Genomic DNA, 18,046 nt, shown 5'->3' on the forward strand with positions numbered 1-18,046 from the left:
TCAGTCCGCGCCGCCCTGCATCGGGGCCCAGAACTCCTCGAACGACATCGTGCCGTCGCCGTCCGTGTCGAGTACGTCGATGAACTGCTGCGCCTGCTCGTCGGTGAGGTGCTCGCCGCGCAGCTCGGCGACGACCTGCTGGTATTCCTTGGCCGTTATCCGCCCGTCGCCGTCGAGGTCGTACGTATCGAAGACCTTGCGCGCGGCCGCTTTCATGTCCACCACGTGAACTCGCCTTTCCTCGTTGGATGTCGGGACTCGTTGGATGTCGGGCGATGCTACTGCGCACTGATCGCCTGAAGCACACCGAAGAGGGACGAGCGCCGGGTCAGCGTTCGTTGGCCAGGTTCCCGCTGTGCAGGTTCTTGTTGACGAGCGCCGGCAGCCGCTTGAGGAACGCTTCCTTGTCCGTCACCACGTGGTCGAGGTACGAGTCGACGTTGCCCTTCGTGATCGGCGGCATGACATACGTGTAGTGCTTTCGAACCGGCTTGTCCTCGGCGACGCGACGAGCCACCGCGAGGCCTTCCGCGAGCTCGACCCTGCCGTGTTGCAGAGACGAGCCGATGAACTTGCCGCTCTTCACCGCGCGCAGCCCGTCCTCGATCCCGTCGATGCCCACCACCGGGAGCTTCTTCCCTCGCTCCTTCAGCGCCTGCGCCGCGCCCAGGCCCATGTCGTCGTTCTCGGAGACGACTCCGTCGATCTTTCCGCCGAAGCTGGACAGCCAGTTCTTGGTCTTGTCGACGGCCTGGTCCCGCTTCCAGTTGGCTGTGTCCTTGGCGAGAACCTTGATGCCGGGATGCTTCTCGAGCACGTTCTTGATCCCGCGTGTGCGGTCCAGCTCGGGTGACGATCCGAGCGGGCCCTGAAGGATCACGATGTTGCCCTTGCCGCCGAGTTCGTCGGCCATCATCCGCATCTCCTGCTCCCCCGCCCTGACGTCGTCGGGGAGAACCGTGGCGGCCAGTCCGGAGGAGCGCTTGAGCGTGGTGTTCACGGTCACCACGGGGATGTGCTTCTCCTTGGCCTTGGCGATCTGCGGCGCGAGCGAGTCCGCCTCGACGGGGACGATGACGATGGCGTCCACACCGGAGTTGATCAGCTGTTCGACCTGGCTGGCCTGGGTGCTGACGTCGCCGCCGGCCGAATTCCACGCCAGCTCCACGTTGTTGGCCTTCGCGAAGGCCTGCATGCCTTCCTGGCCCTGGCTGATGAAGGAGGACATGTCGTAGACGGCGACGCCCACGCGGAGCTTGCCGGCGTTCGGATCACCGGCACCGCACGCGGTCGTCGTCAGCAGTACGGCCGCACAGGCTGCGGCTCCCGCAAGGCGCGCTATTCGTCGGGGCATGGGAGAACCACCTTTCCTTTCGGGGTGATCAGCGGCGGCGGCTGTTCGCCCAGACATCGATCGAGACGGCGGCGACGATGAGCGCGCCCTTGATGACCTTCTGCCAGTAGGCGGGGACCACGAGGATGTCGAGGCCGTTGTTGAGGGTCTGCATCAGGAACAGGCCGAGGACGGTGCCCCAGATCGTTCCGCGGCCGCCCATCAGGCTCGCGCCGCCGATGACGACCGCGGCGATCGCGTCGAGTTCGAATCCGGTGCCCAGGGTGGGCGGCCCGGACAGGACGCGCGAGGCGAGGATGACGCCGGACAGGCCCGCGAACAGACCGCTGAGGGCGTAGACGCTGAACAGCACGCGGTGTGTCTTGATGCCGGCGAGTTCGGCGGCGGTCCGGTTGCCGCCGACCGCGTAGATCCGCATCCCGTACGCGGTGTACCGCATGACCACGGCGAGGACGACGATGCCGAGGATCATCACCACCACGGGCAGCTGAAGTCCCAGGACGCTCGTGTTCGCGATCTTGTTGAAGTTCGAGGGCAACCCGTTGATCGGGGCGCCCTTGCCGATGACGAAGGCCATGCCCGAGGCCGCCGTGAGCATTCCGAGCGTCACCACGAACGGCGGCACGTTGAGCCAGGACACCAGCGCCCCGTTGATGGAGCCGGCGGCCAGACCGACGGCCAGGCCGACCAGCAGGGCCAGCCAGAGCCGTTCGGGATGTCCCGCGACGGTCGCGGCCGCCGCCATGGCGCTCGCGGCGATCACGCTGCCCACCGACAGGTCGATGCCGCCGGTCAGGATGACCAGGGTCTGCCCGAGAGCGATGAGCGCGAAGGGTGCCGCGGCGACGGCGATGGTCTGGAAGTTGCCGACCGTGCTGAACGTGGCGCTGCGGTAGCTGAAGTAGACGACCACGAGCAGCATCACGATGACCATGGCGTGACGGAGTGCGAACTCCCGTAGCCACGCTGCGCTGAGACGGGAAGCCGGGGCCGCCGCCTCGGGGTGGTCTGCCGAGGTGTCGGGCTTGGTCTGCTGAAGGGCTGTCATGACGCGCCGTCCTGGATGAGCGAAACGCTGGCGGAGGCCTCGCCGTCGAGTCCGGCGGCGAGGTGGAAGATGCGACGCTGGGCGTCGGAGGCGGAGAGTTCGTCGCGGCCCAGGGTCCCGGCGATGGCGCCGTCACGTATGACGTGTACGCGGTGCGCGAGCCCGAGGATCTCCGTCATGTCCGAGGAGGCCATGACGACGGTCATGCCCGAGGCGGCGAGTTCGGTGATGATGCGGTAGATCTCGCTGCGGGCGCCGACGTCGACGCCGCGGGTGGGCTCGTCGAGCAGCAGCACCTTGACGTGTCCGGTGAGCCAGCGGGCGAGTACGACCTTCTGCTGGTTGCCGCCGGAGAGCGTGCCGGCCTGCTGGCCGAGTCCCTTGCTGCGCAGGTGGACTGAGGACATCGCCTGCCCGACGGTCCCGGTGCGTTGCCTGTTGCGCAGCCAGCCGCCGAGGCTGAAGTGGGACAGGCGCGGCAGCGTGCCGTTGTCGAGCACGCTCATTCCGAGGACCAGTCCGGCTCCCTTGCGGTCCTCCGGGACGAGCGCCATGCCCGAACTGATCGACGAGCCGGTGGAGTTGCGGCGCACGGAGGTGCCGGCCACCGTGATCTCGCCGCCGGAGCTGGAACGGGCGCCGAAGAGGGCTTCGAGCAGCTCCGTGCGGCCGGCGCCGACCAGCCCGGCGAGGCCGACGATCTCGCCGGCGCGGGCGTGGAGGCTCACCGGCTCCGAAACCCCCGCCACCTGTAGCCCGTCGACGCGCAGAGTCGTCTGATCGCCCGGCTCGGGCAGCGCGGGAAAGAGATCCTCCAGCTCGCGGCCGATCATCGCGTGGACGATCTCGTCATCCGTGATGTCCTCGCGAGGGCTGTCCACGACGAGTTCGCCGTCCCGCAGGACGACCACACGGTCGGCCAGTGCCCGGATCTCCCCCATCTTGTGAGTGGTGTAGAGCATGGCGACGCCCCGGTCGCGCAGCTTGTTCACCACTCCGTACAGCCGCTCGGCTTCATGCCCTGATATGGCGGAGGTCGGCTCGTCCAGCAGCACCACGCGGGCGCCCCATGAGGTGTTCTTGACGATCTCGACGATCTGCCGCAGCGCCACGGTGAGTTCGCGCATGGGGACGTGGGGGTCGATGGCGACGCCGAAAACCTCCAGCAGTTCGCGGGCGCGGGCCGCCATCCGGTTGCGGTCGAGCAGGCCCGATCGACGGCGCAGCTCGCGGCCGGCGAAGAGGTTCTCGTAGACGGTCATGTCGAGGATCGGTGCGAGCTCCTGCGGCACGATCCCGACGCCGCGGCCCCGGACGAGCTGCGGGTCCGGGTGGTGCAGCGTCTCGCCGTCCACCATGAGGTCTCCGGCGTCCTGACGGACCTGCCCGGACATGATCTTCATCAGGGTCGACTTGCCGGCGCCGTTCTCACCGGCCAGTGCCGTGACGGTGCCGGGCTCCAGGGCCAGGGATATCCCGCGCAGCACGGGAATCCCTCCGAACGCCTTGACCACGCCCCGGCATTCGAGGGCGGTGTTCGTCATGGTGCCTCCCGCTGCTGCTGGACTGCCGTGTCCCTGGCGCACGTTGGGGTCATGGGTGCGGTCTGCATCGGTGCGGTCTGCGTCGGTGCGCTCTTGTGCGCGTCTCTACTGCGGCTGACGGCCGTACCGCTGCCGTGGACTCCCCCGCCCTGTGCGACGCACGGCATGAGCTAACGCTCCGTCAGGGCGTGCGGCAGGGCGTGTGGCAGGGCGGCCCGGGCGAGCGCGAGGGACAGTTCCTCGCCACGGCGGGGGGACCGCCCGTCGAGCAGCCGGGCGATCTGCCGCAGCAGCGGCAGCCCGGACCAGTCCGGCAGGGCACCGGCACGTATCAGCTGATCGACGAGTTCACAGGCGAGCCGGGCGGCGGGGACGCCTTCGACGGTCTGGCCCGCCGCCTGCATCGCCTGCATCGCCTCGTACGGATGCTCGCCGCCGCCGACACGGGTGCCGTAGACGCGGTTGCGGCCGGAGAGCCCGGTGACCTCCAGGTCTCCGACGCCGGCGAGACCGGTGACGGTCTCGGGACGCCCCCCGAGCGCTTCGGCGATCCGGATCATCTCGGTGACGGCCTGGGCGAACGCGGCGGCCTGTAGGTCGTGGTAGGGCTCGCCACCGTGCTGGGCCAGGCCCTGGCAGACGCCCAGCGAAACGGCGTACACGTTCTTCAGCGCGGCGGAGACCTCCACGCCGACGGGGTCCTCGCTCACCTCCACCGCGTAGGCGCCGGTGGCGAACAGAGCGCGCGAGCGCCCGGCGACCTCGCGTGAAGCGCAGGCGTGCACGGCGGCGGTGGGCCTACGGGCCGCGACCTCGTTGGCCTTGCACGGACCGCCGATGGCGACGAGCGACAGGTCCAGGGCCGGTGCGGCCTCGCGCAGCACCCCGGCCACGGCCTCGGGCAGGGTGACGACCCTGTCGCCGCTGCGGACGAAGCCCTTGGTGGTGATGGCCAGGGTCTGGCCGGGGCGCAGGTACTCGGCGGCCTCGCGCAGGACTTCCATGACGCCGTCGGAACTGATGGACAGCACCACGTACGTGGCTTCCGCGAGGGCTTCTGCCAACTCGCCGCTGCGGTAGGTCTTCACCCGGGAGTCGAGGGGGACGCCGGTACGCGGATGAGAGCGGCCCTGCTCGACCGCGTCCAGCAGCTCGTCGTCGAGCCAGGTGCCCCACACCCGGACCTCGTGGCCGTTGTCGGCCGCCGGAGAGGCGAGCGCGCTGCCCATCGCGCCCGCGCCGAGGATGGTCACCGTCTCAGTGGGCCGGCTCATGCGAACTTCTTCGCCTCGTGCGCGGCGAGCTGGCGCTGCTCGACCTCTTGGATCTTGCGGACCTTGGGCAGGGAACGGCCACCGTCGAATTCGGAGGCGACCCAGTGATCGAGGCAGACCTTCGCCTGCTCGATGCCGAGGGTGCGGGAGCCGAGACAGGCGATCTGCGCGTCGTTGGACTTGCGGGCCCGCTCGGCGCTGTAGGCGTCGGCTATCTGCGCGGCGCGCACCCCGGGCACCTTGTTGGCGGTGATCGCAACGCCGATGCCGGTACCGCAGACGAGAACGGCGCGGTCGTGCCTGCCGTCGGCGACGGCCACGGCGACGCGTTCGGCAACGTCCGGGTAGTCCTCGTCCTCGCCCGATCCGTAGTCCGTCACGTCGTGGCCCTTCGCGATCAAGTGGTCGCGCAGGGCGTCCTTCATCGCTGCGCCTGCGTCGTCAGAGCCGATGGCGATGGTGCTCATCTCGTCTCCAGGTGTGGTGCGGGGTGTGAAATCGCATGGGCCGGCCGTCAGTTGGGAGGATCGGCGCTCTCCTCGGCCCGGGGCGCCCCGCCGGCCGCCCCGGAGGCGGCGAGCAGCGGCGGGAAGAGGTCCTTCAACGCCGGATACAGGCGGCGGTAGACGCCGTAGAGGTCCTCGTAGCGGGGTCGCGCGCCCGGGTCGGGGTCGACGGTGCCCCTGCTCCTGGCCATCCGGCTCACCGTCTGCCCGATGTCGTGCACCCCGCCGAGACCGACGGCGGCCGCCGCAAGGACCGCCGCACCCAGTGCCGTGGTCTCGGTTTCGGCGCACACGGTGACGGGACGTCCGGTGACGTCGGCGACGATCTGGGTCCACAGCCGGCTGCGCGAGCCGCCGCCCATCGCCAGGTACCGCTCGACGGGGACACCGGTGTCGTCGGCGACGCCGTCCGTGGTGAGCCGCAACTCGAAGGCGATGCCCTCGAGAAGGGCCCGGTACAGGTGCTCTCTGCCGTGGAATCCGGACCAACCGATGATCGCGCCACGGGCGTCGGGGTCCCAGTACGGTGTCTGCGCGGCGTTGAGGTACGGCAGTGCCATCAGCCCGTCCGCACCCGGAGGGACCTTGGCGGCCGCGGCCTCCATGATCTCCTCGGCGGTCAGCTCCAGCCCCAGGCCCGGCAGCGCGCCGAACTTCTCCATGAACCAGCTGATCAGATAACTGCCGGACGACAGCAGGGTCTCCAGCGTGTACGTGCCGGGGACCGGGCCGCCCAACGTACGGAAGGCACGGGACCAGCGGTACTCGTCCGACCACGTGCCGGCGGCGAGGGCGGTGCCCATGTTCGTGTACATCAGGCCGGGACGGGTGACACCTGCGCCGAGGCCGGCGCACTGGCCGTCCCCCGCACCCGCCACGACCGGGATGCCCTCGGGGAGGCCCAACTCGGCCGCGACATCGCGGCCCAGCACTCCGAGCACGGCACCGGGCGGCACCAGCTCCGGCAGCTGATCCTCCGTCAGTCCGACGGTCTCCAGCAGTTGCCGCGACCATGTGAAGGAGGCCATGTCGACCAACCCGAGCGGGTCGGCCGAGGCCCAGCTGGTGCGCCACTGGCCCGTGAGCTTGTGGGTGAGGTAGGTGGCGACGTCCACCACGCGGGCGCTGTCGCGCAGGGTGTCCGGTTCGTTCTCGCGCAGCCACATCAACTTGTAGAAGGCAGGGGTGACGTCCGGCGGCTTGCCGGACGTCTCATGCACGGACGGGCTGCCGTACTCGGCGATCTGCTTCCCCGCCCGGCCGTCGAGCCAAAGGATCGCCGGGCGCAGTTCGTTGCCCTGCCCGTCCAGGCAGACGAAGCTCTCGCGCTGGTGGGTGATGCCGATGGCGGCGATCTGCGAGGCGTCGACCTGCGAGGCCGCCTCGCCCAGCGCGCCGCGCGTGGAGTCCCACCAGTGCCGGGCGTTCTGCTCGTGCCACCCGGGATACGGGCGCCGCAGCGGGAACGTGCGACGTCCTTCACCGACGGCGTGGCCGGCGTCGTCGAACACGACGGCCTTGGTCGCGGTCGACGAGCTGTCGACGCCGATGACGTACCTGCCGGCGCTGCTGCGTTCCATGTGACCTCCCCTCCTTCTCCGTCGGGTCCGTGACGCCGACGCCGCCGCCCGCTTCGATCCCGTCCCGGACCTGCTGCTGGTATCGGGCTGTCCCGTCTCATCTCGGTGAGGGAGCCACCGGGCGGGCGGCCGCCTCGACCGCGGCCGGGCACCGGTCCTCGACCTCTCAGGTTTCCTGTTCGTTAAGACGATGCTCGCGCCCGAACTAACATGTCAAGTGTTCGTTCCAACATTGCCTACGTAAGAAAGACGGCTCGGTGGTAGCCGGTGAGACGCTCACGACTAGGCTGGCAAGGCACTGAAGCGGCTCGGCACCTGACAGGAGGCAACACCGGTGGGTGAGAGTGACGACCTCGTGGTCGCAGAGGAAACCGACAACCAGGGACCACTACGGCCGTCGCAACGTCAGCAGCAAATCCTCATGCAGGTCATCGACCAGGGTTCAGTGAGGAACGAAGACCTCGCCGAGCGCTTCGGGGTCAGCGTGATGACGATCCTGCGCGACGTGACCGCACTGGACCGTCAGGGCCTGCTGCGCCGGACCCGCGGTGGTGCGAGCGTGCAGCCGTCGGCGCTCTTCGAGAGCAGCGTGACCGTACGACTGGAGAGCCAGGCCGCCCACAAGCGCACCATCGCCCGGGCCGCCCTGAGGCATGTCGAGCCGGGTCAGGCGATCCTGCTCGACGACAGCACCACCGGCATCCACTTCGCCCGGCTCCTGCGGGACGCCGGGCCCGCCACTGTGATCAGCAACTTCCTGCCCGTGCTCAGTGAACTCAAGGGCGGTCAGGGCATCCGCCTGATCGGCCTCGGCGGCACTTACCACGAGGCCGGCGACGCCTTCCTGGGCGGGATGACGGTCGACGCCATCCGCAGCCTCTCGGTCGACCTCGCCGTGCTCTCCACCTCCGCCATCACGGCCGGGACCTGCTACCACCAGACACATGACACCGTGTCGTTCAAGCGCGCCATGATGGACGTCGCGGCCAAGCGGATCCTGTACGTGGACCATACGAAGTTCGAACGCCGGGCCCTGCACGCCCTGGCTCCACTCACCGACTTCGACGTCGTCATCGTGGACGAGCGCACCCCGGAGCCGGTCCTCAAGGAGCTGCACGAGCGTCAAGTGACCGTTGAGGTGGCCAAGGCCGGCTGACGCCTGAGACCGCCGATCGGATCGGGGCACACGGCGGCCTCGGAATGCCCCGGCCCCCGGAACCAGAGCCCGGGTGCGGCCAGTTGACCCACCAGGAGCTTGGACATGGCCGGTCGTCGGAGCGCGCGTCGAGCGGCCGGTTGTCTGGGGTATCAGACCGGCTGGGGCATCAGGCCGGCTTGCGGCCCCATGCGGTGATCATCGGTGCGAGCATAAGGTCCAGGCCGCCGTGCGCGAGGTTCGCGAGATGCGTCTCGATCTCCTCGGGCGTCGCCAGTTCCGCGGCCAGGAGCTGATCGCGGACGTGCTGGAGCGTGGCCGCCTCCAGGACCGCGCACGCGCGTGACGCGACGGGGAAGTAGGCCTCGGCGCCGACGTCCGTCAGATCCGACTCACGCAGCAGCCGGGGCAGCGTGCGACCGTATGCGAGGTCCGCCCCGCGCTCGGCCATCAGTTGCCGCATCCGGGCGCGCAGCCGGTTCGCCAACTCCTCGTCGGGGCCGCGTTCGTCGGGACAGGCGAGTGGTTGCAGGGCCGGGTCCCCGTCCTCGATCACCAGCCATCCGCCCGGCCGGAGCGCATCGGTCATGACGCGCATCGCGGCCGCGCGATCCTTCAGGTGGACCAGGACCAGCCGGGCGTGGACCAGGTCGAACGTCTCCGCCGGCGGTGGGTCGCGGAGCACGTCGTGCCGGCGTACCTCCAGCGCGCCGCCGGCCGCGGGCTCGGCCCACGACACGTCGATGTCCGTGGCCAGCACCCGGCCGCCGGCCCCCACGCGCTCCGCCAGGCCGCGCGGCACCGAGACGCCGCCGGCGCCGACCTCCCAGCACCGCCATCCTTCACCGAGCCCCAGGTCGTCGAGGTGACGGAAGGTCCACGGGTCGAACATCTCGGCAAGCGCCGCGAACCGCTCGCCGGCCTCCGGACGACGGTTGTCCAGCAGATATCGGTTCACCGCATCAGTATGGCCCGGTCGACGTCGTCCAGTCATGGCGCCGAGGCGCGGACCTGCACACCAACTGCCTTGCGCCGCTTGGCCGCGCCAAGGGCGCCTTCGACCCGGGCCGGGGGCCGACCGGCCTCCGGCCCGGTCAACTGCCCGACGCGCACCGGTACATGATCAAACGGTGATGACGACCTTGGCGCGGGCGTGTTCGACCTCCATGTAGCGGACGGCCTCGGCGGCGTCCTTGAGCGGGAAGACCCGGTCGACGACCGGGGTGAGGGAGCCTGATCCGACGAGTGCCGAGAGCTCGCCCAGGTTCCGGGCGCTCGGCTCGGCCTCGGGGACGATCAGGCGGAGCCGGGTGAGGCGCGCCAGCAACTGGCCGCGGATCAGCAGGCTCATGGGGCCGATGATGCGGCCCTCTCCCGAGACCCCGCCGCCGGAGAGCACGATGCAGCCGCCCGGCGTCAGCACGTGGCGGAGGTCACACAGGGACCGGTTGCCCACCAGGTCGAGCACGAGATCGTACCGCCGGGCGGACTTCGCGAAGTCCTCGCGTCCGTAGTCGACGACCACGTCGGCGCCGAGGGAGCGTACGAGATCGGCGTTGCGGTCGCTACAGACGGCAGTCACCCGCGCGTCCCAGGACTTCGCGAGCTGCACGGCGAACGTACCGACGCCCCCGGACGCGCCGTTGATCAGCACGGCCTGTCCCGCCTTCAGGCCGCCTTCGCGCAGGCAGACCAGGGCGGTGTTGGCGGCCAGGGGCATCGCGGCCGCCTCCTCGAAGGTGAGAGAAGCGGGCTTGGCCGCCACGACTTCCGCGGGGGCCGCGACATACTCCGCGAACGCCCCGGCAGACTCGCCGTACACCTCGTCGCCGGGCCGCCACGCGGTCAGGCCCGGCCCCACCGCCTCGACGATCCCCGCGAAGTCGGTGCCACGGACTCTCGACCTCGGCCCGGTCCGGCCGAAGTCCGAACCGGCCAGACGTGCCAACCGCGGCTCGCCGCGCATCAGATGCCAGTCACGGGCGTTGACGGAGGCCGCGTGGACTCGGACGAGCACTTCTCCCGCACCGGCGGCGGGCACCGGGATGTCCTCCACCCGCAGCACATCGGGTGAACCGTAGTGATCCTGAACGAGCGCCCTCATCCGGCCTCCTTCGGGGAGCGAAGGCCGGAGGCCTCCGTCTGCGGCCACGATAGAGCCGATCCACGAGGGAGGAATCGGGGAAATCCCGGATATCGCCCCAGAATCACGGCCGCCCGCCCACCGGGCGGCGACGGCCAACCGATCACCGCCCAGTGAGATGCCGTCAGACCGCACTTGGTTCCGTTCCGCGAGCCCCCCAACCACCGCCCCCAGCGGCGAGTTGAAGCTTCTGCCCGTCCGGACACCGTCCTCCGGCCCAACTGCCCGCCCGACCGGGGTTCATGATTCCTGCGCTGTACGGGGGAACTTGGTCGTCCGTGTGCATTACGGCGACTGAATTCACCTCTGGAATACGACCCTTCCCCATAAGGTGACGGGCGAAATCGGGTGCCTGAACCGGGGGATGAAACGAGGAGTCAACTGATGAGGTTCGCGCAAAGCCGCAAGACATGGAAGATGGCCGCCTGTGCGGCAATTGCGATGGTATTGGGTTTCGCGGCGCCGGCCGTGGCCGAGGAGCCTTCGTCGACGACAGTCCAGGCGACTCCCGCATCAGTGGCCGTGGGCGATCCCGTGACCTTGAACAGCCAGGTCACTTGTACGGCCGACCCGAGCGGGCAGTTGGGCGTGACGTTCTTCGACGGAGGCGAAATCCTGGCCACCGTGCCCGTCGCCCCGGACGGAAGCGCTTCCGTCACTGCCGTCTTCCAAACCGTCGGAACGCACACGATCACCGCGAGCTACAACGGAAACGACAACTGCTTTGCGTCCAATGACACCACCACGGTGCAGGTGAGTCAGGACGGCCCGACACCCCCGTCCGGCGGCGGTCTGACCCTCATCTACACCAACAACGAGAACGCCGGGAGCAACAACTCCATTCACGATGAGAACAACATCACGGTGACCAACAACTGACCGCGTCGAGAACACCGGCCGCCCCCACGCAGCACACGCTGCGTGGGGGCGGTGCTATGCAACTCGGATGTGATTCCCAGTAATTGGGACGGCGAAAAGAGCCTGGTGGTTGGCGCGGCGACGAACTCGACGTCAGCGGCGGCCGGTTGATCCTGAAACGGTCGGGTCCGGTCAACTCCAGTGACGCCGGTGAATGGATCCGGCGACTGTTCCAGTCATAGTGGTCGTCCGGCGGTCAGCCATGAAGTCATATCCATATACGTAAAATGAACTCTCTAATACGTCTTTCGAGTGATGGATTCGTCAACCCCCTTGTCTCTGCTTGGTACTTATGGCCTACTGACTGAAGTCCGATCAAGTGAGCTGCTCTTCCCCTCCGTTGAGGCGTCGGGTGGCCCGTATCACGGTCTTCATGACGTCCCGCTCAGCAACGTTGTCACGGGCGTCTTCAACGGAGGAGACCGGATTCACCGACTGGCCTTTCTTTAGCAGTCGGCACCAGCTGGAAGCTACGACAAGCGACTCCGGCCGACTCTCCGAATCCAGCAAACCCAGCCGTCAAAATCCGTACTGGCACGGACAGTTCAGCTCGCCATGCCCGCGGAGCAGACGTCCGCAGATCCTGCACGGCCCGTCCCAGACCACCACGGCCCACCGCGGCGCATGCCAAAAGCGCCATAGGCCCCACCGCCTTTCACCGTTGGGCGCACAGCACAGCCGATTGAGCCAGCGCAACCCAGTGGAGTACCTCAACGAAGGAGTTCAGATGCCAACCATCACCTCGCTCAGTACCACCCAGGGCAAGGGCGGTGATCCCCTGTCCATCACGGGTTCCGGATTCGGAACCGGCACGGTGAACGTCAGCGTGGGCAACAAGACCGTAGCCGGAACAGCCGCCGGCACCACCGTCTCCACCACAGTCCCCTCCGCGTGCGCCGGGCAGGTCAATGTCACGGTGACCGCGGCCGGATCCATCAGCAACGGCAAGGCCTTCTTCTACGTTGCCGTCCCGGAGTGCACGGGCCTCAGCGTCACCACCGGCCCCGAGGCCGATGCACCGAACACCACCATCACCGGCAGCGGCCTCGCCTCTGCCACCGCCGTGGCCTTCGGTGGCACCGCCGGCACCGTGGTCAGCCACAACGGCGACTTCGGGCTCACCGTCACGCCACCGGACAATCCGGTCACGGGCGCCCCCGTCACCGTCGATGTCACGATCACCAGCCCGGGCGGCACCAGCACCCCGAGCGGGGCTTCCTCGCAGTACACCTACTACGACACTCCGACCGTCAGCAGTGTCTCCCCCGGCACCGGAACGGCCGGCGAGGAAGGCGTCCTCGTCACCGGCACCGGTCTCTACGACGTCACCGGCGTCACGTTCACCGATCCCACCACCACGACCGACTACCCCGTGTCCGACTTCGCAGGGCTGAGCGACACACAGGTGCTCGTGACCACGCCCGCCACGCTCCCCGCGGCGACGGCGTTCGACGTCACGATCACCAACCCCGGTGGCACGACCGCCGTCAACCCCGCGGCCACCTTCACCACCACCTGACCCGGACGTCCGGCCCCTGTGTGCTCTGGCCCAGGCCAGAGCACACTGTGCAGCGCCGGTCCGGGAGGCGAAGAACAAGCCTTACGGGCATCCCCGTCCGAACGACGGCAACCAGCGAGAGAGGCCCGCTCCATGCAACCGGTGATCAGTGCGCTCAATCCCGCTCAAGGCCCCGCCGCCGGCGGGAATCAGGTCGTCATCTCCGGCAACAGCCTAGTCGGCGCCTCCGCCGTGCGCTTCGGCGGAACAGCCGCCGGATACACCGTGAGCAGCAGCTCCTCGATCAGAGCCACCGCGCCGCCGGGTTCGGGCTCGGTACCGGTCACCGTCACCACTCCAGGCGGTACGAGCAACGCCCTCACATACGCCTACCTGGCAGCCCCCGCCATCACCGGGCTCAATCCGGGCCAAGGCCCCACCAGCGGCGGCAATCAGGTCGTCATCTCCGGCACAGGCCTCGGCGGCGCCACAGCCGTCCACTTCGGCGCGGTGAGCGCCGGCTACGTCAACGTGAACGACACGCAGATCACCGCCACGGCACCGCCCGGCCAGGGCGCCGTCCCCGTCAGCGTGACGACCGCCGCGGGCACCAGCAACAGCGTCACCTACGCCTACACCACGGCGCCGGCGCCCACCCTCACCGATCTCAATCCGCATTACGGGCCCATCGGCGGCGGCAACACCGTCATCATCACCGGGACGAACCTCTCCGGCACGACCGCCGTGCACTTCGGCGCCGAGGCCGCCACCGGCATCGACGTCCAGGGCGACGCCCAGATCACGGTCACCGCACCCGCCGGCACCGACGCCGACACCGTCGAGGTCACGGTCACCACTCCGGCGGGCACAAGCGAACCCACCACCGGCAACCCGTACTACACCTATCTCCACCAGCCCGCCATCACGGCACTCACCCCGGACTCCGGTCAGGCCGCCGGTGGTACCAGCGTCACCATCAACGGCACGGACCTCACCTACACCGACGAGGTCCTCTTCGGCTCGGCTTCCGCCGGCTATGCCGCCGTCTCCGACGCCATCGTCGTGGCGACCGCGCCCCCGGGGACCGGAACGGTTCCCGTCACCCTCCACACGCCCGGCGGCACCAGCAACGCGCTCAGCTACACCTACGAGGCGTGAGGCCGTGCCGTCCGCATCCTCAACACCACTGGCAGCAGGCCCATATCCGTAGACACTGCCCCTGCCTGGACCGCGAACGCGTCCACGCAGCGCCCCCTCTCTCCGGACCCGCGACTGCGACTGCGACTACGACCCGACCGCGACCGCGCGTCGCCCGAGGCGGTGCCCCTTTCGCGCCGGGCGTTCAGTTGCCGGTGAGTGCCGTGGCCGGCTCCGGATCCTGGTCGTGCCGGGGCGGCGGGGCCGCCGGTGAATGCCGGGGAAGGAAGGAGGCGAGGGCGAGGGCGGTCAGGGCCGCGCACGCACCGATCGCCATGACGGTGCGGAATCCGTTCTGGGAGGGCACGGCCAGCGGGCCGAACGGCATGGTCATCTGTGCCAGGACGACTCCCGCGACGGCGCTGGAGACGGAGGTCCCGATGGCGCGCATCAGCGTGTTGAGGCTGTTGGCCGCCGCTGTCTCGGAGACCGGCACGGCAGCCATGATGAGGGCCGGCATGGCGCCGTACGCCAGTCCGATGCCGCCGCCGATCACCGCGGAGACCAGCACCAGGTGCCACAGGGCCGACATCATCGCGATGCTCATGCCGTATCCGGCGGCGACCACGAGCGCCCCGGTCATCAGCGTCACCTTGGGGCCCTTCGTACGGGAGACGGCCGCGGAGACGGGTGCCATCGCCATCATGACCAGCCCCGAGGGCCCCATAACCAGGCCGACGGTCACCATGGAGGCACCGAGTCCGTAACCGGTGGCCTCCGGGAGCTGGAGCACCTGCGGCAGCACGAGCGACATCGCGAACATGGCGAAGCCGAAGACGGCGGAAGCGGCGTTGGTGAGCAGCACTTGACGGCGCGTGGTGGCCGCCAGGTCCACCAGCGGTCGCGCCACGCGCCGCTCCCACCGGGTCCACAGCAGCAGTACGGCGACGGCAACGGCGATCAGCCCCGTCGTGCTGCCGCTGGTCCAGCCCCAGTCGGCGCCCTTGGAGATCGCGAGCAGCAGGCAGACCAGCACGGTGGAGAGTCCGGCGGCGCCTATGACGTCGAAGCGTCCGCCGGTGCGGACCGGGGATTCCGCTACGACGCTCACCACCAGCACGGTGGCCAGGGCGCCCATGCCCGCCGCGGCCCAGAACAGCATGTGCCAGTCGATGCGTTGGGCGAGGAAGGCGACCGCCGGCAGCCCGAGGGCGCCGCCGACGCCGAGTGAGGCGCTCATCAGCGCGGTCGCCGATCCGAGCCGGTGGGCGGGGAGTTCGTCGCGCATGATGCTGATGCCGAGCGGGATGACGCCCGCGGACAGACCCTGCAACGTCCGTCCGGCGACCATCGGCAGCAGGCTGTCGCTGAACGCGCAGACCACCGATCCGCCCACCAGCAGGGCGAGGCTGAGCAGCAGCATGCGGCGCTTGCCGTACATGTCGCCGAGCCGTCCCATCACGGGTGTGGCGACGGCGCCCGCGAACAGCGTGACGGTGATCGCCCAAGCGGCGTCCGCCGCCGAGGAGTTGAGGAGCCGGGGAAGCTGCGGCACCAGCGGGATGACGAGGGTCTGCATCAGTGCGACGGCGATGCCCGCGAAGGCGAGCACCGCCACCATGGCGTTCGCTCGTGCCCGTCGGGCGGGTCCGGGGCTCCCGTCGAGTGGACTCCCGTCCTGTGGGCTCCCGTCCTGTGGGCTCTCGTCAGGCGGGCTCTTGTCGGGCCCCGGCTCCGGGCTCTCGTCGGGCGGCGCGGCAGGAGTGGACGCCACGGAGGTCCTCCGTCTCTCTCGTCCGCGCGCTTACGGGCGCGGAGCAGGCAGGTCGGTATCGGGGCACGGAACAATTTAAGTCACGCGCTTGACTTACCTTAGCGGACGGCGTTCACTGACCACCTCGGTCCCGGGTCGAAGGGAGAGCGTGGTGAGCAGCGAGACAGCGGTGAGCGACAACGGCCGTGGCAGCGCGCTGAGTTACCCACTGCCGTTGGAGGAGGCGCTGGAGCCGCCCGCGCAGTGGGCGGTGCTGCGCGAGGAGTCCCCCATCGCGCCGGTGGTGCTGCCCAGCGGGGACGGGGCGTCGCTCGTGACGCGGTACGACGACGTGAAGCAGGTGCTGTCCGAGCCGCGGTGCACACGGCAGCTCGACGCGGACGACGCGGCGCGGGTGTCGGCCAACGAGTCCGGCGGGGTCTTCAACGACTCCATGGCCGAGTCGCTCGCCGGGGCCGGACAGCAGCGCTGGCGGCGGATGCTGACCAGGTGGTTCACCGCGAAGCGGATGACGATGCTGCGTCCGGGCATCGAGGCGATGACGGGCCGGCTGGTGGACGAGATGGTCGAGCGCGGCCACCCGGCCGACCTCAAGGCGAGCGTCGGTTTCCCGCTGCCGGTGTGGGTGATCTGCGACCTGCTGGGCGTGCCGGACTCCGACCGGGACCGCTTCGCCCGCTGGTCCGACATGCTGCTCAACCTCACCCGGTACGGCCAGGAGGAGATCGACGCGGCGCAGGCGGAGTTCCACGCGTACATGGCCGGTCATCTGGAGGCGAAGCGCCGCGACCCCGGTGACGACCTGCTCAGCACGCTCATCACCACGACGGACACCGACGGCGGACGGCTCACCGACGGCCAACTCGCGGCCACCGGACAGGCGTTGCTCATCGCCGGGCACGAGACCACCGCGAACATGATCGGCAAGATGACGGCGATGCTGCTCTCCGACCGGACCCGGTGGGAGCGCCTGGTGGCCGACCGCTCCCTCGTCCGTACGGCCGTGGAGGAAGTGCTGCGGTTCGACGCGAACCCCGGCTTCGGCATGCCCCGCTATGTGAAGGAGGACGTCGAGGTCGCCGGAGCCGAAGTTCCCCGCGGCAGCACGCTGGTGTGCAGCATGGCCGCCGCCAACCGGGACGAGGCGGCCTTCGAGGACGCCGGCCGGATGCGGCTGGACCGCAGCCCCAACCCTCATCTGGCCTTCGGCGCGGGACCGCACTCCTGCCTCGGCCAGTCACTCGCCCGTACGGAGTTGCAGACCGTGCTCGACGTGCTGCTGCGCCGCCTGCCCACCCTCGAACTCGCCGTTCCGCCCGAGGAGTTGCGTCCGGTCGAGGGGCTGGTCGTCGGCGGTCTGCGCGAAGTCCCGGTGAGGTGGTGACGATGACCCCGAGAGCAGCCCGCTCCGAGAATCCGGGAACGGCCCGTTCGGAGAAGGTGTCCGCGACACGGGAGGCGATCCTCACTGTCGCCGAGCGGATGTTCGCCGAGCACGGTGTGTTCACCGTCTCCAACCGGCAGATCAGCGAGGCCGCCGGGCAGGGCAACAACGCGGCCGTCGGATATCACTTCGGCACCAAGACCGATCTGCTGCGGGCCATCGTCCGCAAACACGGCGACCGCATCGACGAGCTGCGCGACGCGATGCTGGCCGAGGCCGGCGACTCCGCCGACGTACGGGACTGGGTGGCCTGCCTGGTGCGTCCCAGCACCCGGCATCTGACGGAGCTGGGGTGCCCCACCTGGTACGCGCGGTTCGGCGCCCAGCTCATGACCGATCCGGTGCTCCGCGAGCTGATGGTCGACGAGACGTTCGGGCCGTCGATCCAGCGGACCATGGACGGGCTCAACCGCTGTCTGCCCGAACTGCCGCTGCCCGTAAGGATCGAGCGCGGCGACATGGCACGCCATCTGCTGGTGCACACCCTGGCCGAGCGCGAACGGGCGCTCGCGGACGGCGCCCACACCGCGCGGCCGGACTGGGACGCGCACGCCACGGGCCTCATCGACGCGATCACCGGGCTGTGGCTGGCGCCGGTGACCACCGGGCCGTGACCGCCGCCGCCCTCCGCGGTCCCGCTCCGTTACGGGACCGCCTCCCCCAAGACGAA

General features: G+C 69.5%; 16 protein-coding genes. 6 read left to right on the plus strand and 10 right to left on the minus strand.

What is annotated here, in order from left to right; genetic code table 11:
- From HCC61_RS21880 to HCC61_RS21910, 7 genes are all read right to left on the minus strand, one after another.
- Complete coding sequence (locus tag HCC61_RS21880; protein ID WP_169137875.1) at positions 1 to 225, minus strand: EF-hand domain-containing protein; 225 nt, start codon at positions 223 to 225, stop codon at positions 1 to 3.
- A gap of 103 nt (positions 226 to 328) precedes the next feature.
- The gene (locus tag HCC61_RS21885) at positions 329 to 1,354 is read right to left on the minus strand and encodes a substrate-binding domain-containing protein (protein ID WP_169137877.1); all 1,026 of its coding nucleotides are present in this window, start codon (positions 1,352 to 1,354) and stop codon (positions 329 to 331) included.
- 28 nt (positions 1,355 to 1,382) lie between these two features.
- Positions 1,383 to 2,402, minus strand: coding sequence for an ABC transporter permease (locus HCC61_RS21890; RefSeq protein ID WP_169137879.1), 1,020 nt, complete (start codon positions 2,400 to 2,402; stop codon positions 1,383 to 1,385).
- On the minus strand, positions 2,399 to 3,946 hold the full coding sequence (locus tag HCC61_RS21895; RefSeq protein WP_169137881.1) for a sugar ABC transporter ATP-binding protein: 1,548 nt from the start codon (positions 3,944 to 3,946) through the stop codon (positions 2,399 to 2,401). Before HCC61_RS21895 ends, HCC61_RS21890 begins: the two co-directional genes overlap by 4 nt.
- A 170-nt stretch (positions 3,947 to 4,116) precedes the next feature.
- The gene (locus HCC61_RS21900) at positions 4,117 to 5,220 is read right to left on the minus strand and encodes an NAD(P)-binding domain-containing protein (protein WP_169137883.1); all 1,104 of its coding nucleotides are present in this window, start codon (positions 5,218 to 5,220) and stop codon (positions 4,117 to 4,119) included.
- Positions 5,217 to 5,687, minus strand: coding sequence for a ribose 5-phosphate isomerase B (gene rpiB / locus HCC61_RS21905; protein WP_169137885.1), 471 nt, complete (start codon positions 5,685 to 5,687; stop codon positions 5,217 to 5,219). The genes HCC61_RS21900 and rpiB overlap by 4 nt, the downstream gene beginning before the upstream one ends.
- Before the next feature lie 47 nt (positions 5,688 to 5,734).
- Positions 5,735 to 7,306 (minus strand): FGGY family carbohydrate kinase, encoded by a 1,572-nt coding sequence (locus HCC61_RS21910; protein ID WP_169137887.1) that lies wholly within the window; start codon positions 7,304 to 7,306, stop codon positions 5,735 to 5,737.
- Positions 7,307 to 7,661: 355 nt separating this feature from the next.
- Between HCC61_RS21910 and HCC61_RS21915 the strand changes: the two genes are divergently transcribed.
- Positions 7,662 to 8,462 (plus strand): DeoR/GlpR family DNA-binding transcription regulator, encoded by an 801-nt coding sequence (locus tag HCC61_RS21915; RefSeq protein WP_346777334.1) that lies wholly within the window; start codon positions 7,662 to 7,664, stop codon positions 8,460 to 8,462.
- A gap of 169 nt (positions 8,463 to 8,631) precedes the next feature.
- Here the strand turns inward: HCC61_RS21915 and HCC61_RS21920 are convergent, their stop codons facing one another.
- On the minus strand, positions 8,632 to 9,456 hold the full coding sequence (locus tag HCC61_RS21920) for a methyltransferase domain-containing protein (protein WP_169137889.1): 825 nt from the start codon (positions 9,454 to 9,456) through the stop codon (positions 8,632 to 8,634).
- A gap of 129 nt (positions 9,457 to 9,585) precedes the next feature.
- Positions 9,586 to 10,566, minus strand: coding sequence for an NAD(P)-dependent alcohol dehydrogenase (locus HCC61_RS21925; protein ID WP_169137891.1), 981 nt, complete (start codon positions 10,564 to 10,566; stop codon positions 9,586 to 9,588).
- 423 nt (positions 10,567 to 10,989) lie between these two features.
- Here HCC61_RS21925 and HCC61_RS21930 point away from each other — a divergent pair, with 423 nt between their 5' ends.
- The 3 genes from HCC61_RS21930 to HCC61_RS21940 all read left to right on the plus strand — a co-directional run bounded on the left by HCC61_RS21930 (position 10,990) and on the right by HCC61_RS21940 (position 14,179).
- Positions 10,990 to 11,484, plus strand: a complete 495-nt coding sequence (locus tag HCC61_RS21930) for an Ig-like domain-containing protein (protein ID WP_240969166.1) — start codon at positions 10,990 to 10,992, stop codon at positions 11,482 to 11,484.
- A gap of 766 nt (positions 11,485 to 12,250) precedes the next feature.
- Complete coding sequence (locus tag HCC61_RS21935; RefSeq protein ID WP_169137893.1) at positions 12,251 to 13,042, plus strand: IPT/TIG domain-containing protein; 792 nt, start codon at positions 12,251 to 12,253, stop codon at positions 13,040 to 13,042.
- A gap of 132 nt (positions 13,043 to 13,174) precedes the next feature.
- A complete protein-coding gene (locus tag HCC61_RS21940) occupies positions 13,175 to 14,179 on the plus strand; it encodes an IPT/TIG domain-containing protein (RefSeq protein ID WP_169137895.1) in 1,005 nt (334 codons plus the stop codon).
- Positions 14,180 to 14,363: 184 nt separating this feature from the next.
- Here HCC61_RS21940 and HCC61_RS21945 read toward each other — a convergent pair whose 3' ends face one another.
- The gene (locus tag HCC61_RS21945) at positions 14,364 to 15,779 is read right to left on the minus strand and encodes an MFS transporter (protein ID WP_206322879.1); all 1,416 of its coding nucleotides are present in this window, start codon (positions 15,777 to 15,779) and stop codon (positions 14,364 to 14,366) included.
- Between the two features lie 322 nt (positions 15,780 to 16,101).
- On the opposite strand from HCC61_RS21945, the gene HCC61_RS21950 reads away from it, so the two are divergent.
- A complete protein-coding gene (locus HCC61_RS21950) occupies positions 16,102 to 17,316 on the plus strand; it encodes a cytochrome P450 (RefSeq protein WP_169138142.1) in 1,215 nt (404 codons plus the stop codon).
- Between the two features lie 2 nt (positions 17,317 to 17,318).
- Positions 17,319 to 17,990, plus strand: a complete 672-nt coding sequence (locus tag HCC61_RS21955) for a TetR family transcriptional regulator (protein WP_169137899.1) — start codon at positions 17,319 to 17,321, stop codon at positions 17,988 to 17,990.
- The last annotated feature ends 56 nt before the right edge of the window (positions 17,991 to 18,046 follow it).

Source organism: Streptomyces sp. HNM0575 (assembly GCF_012726265.1).
Classification (GTDB): Bacteria; Actinomycetota; Actinomycetes; order Streptomycetales; family Streptomycetaceae; genus Streptomyces.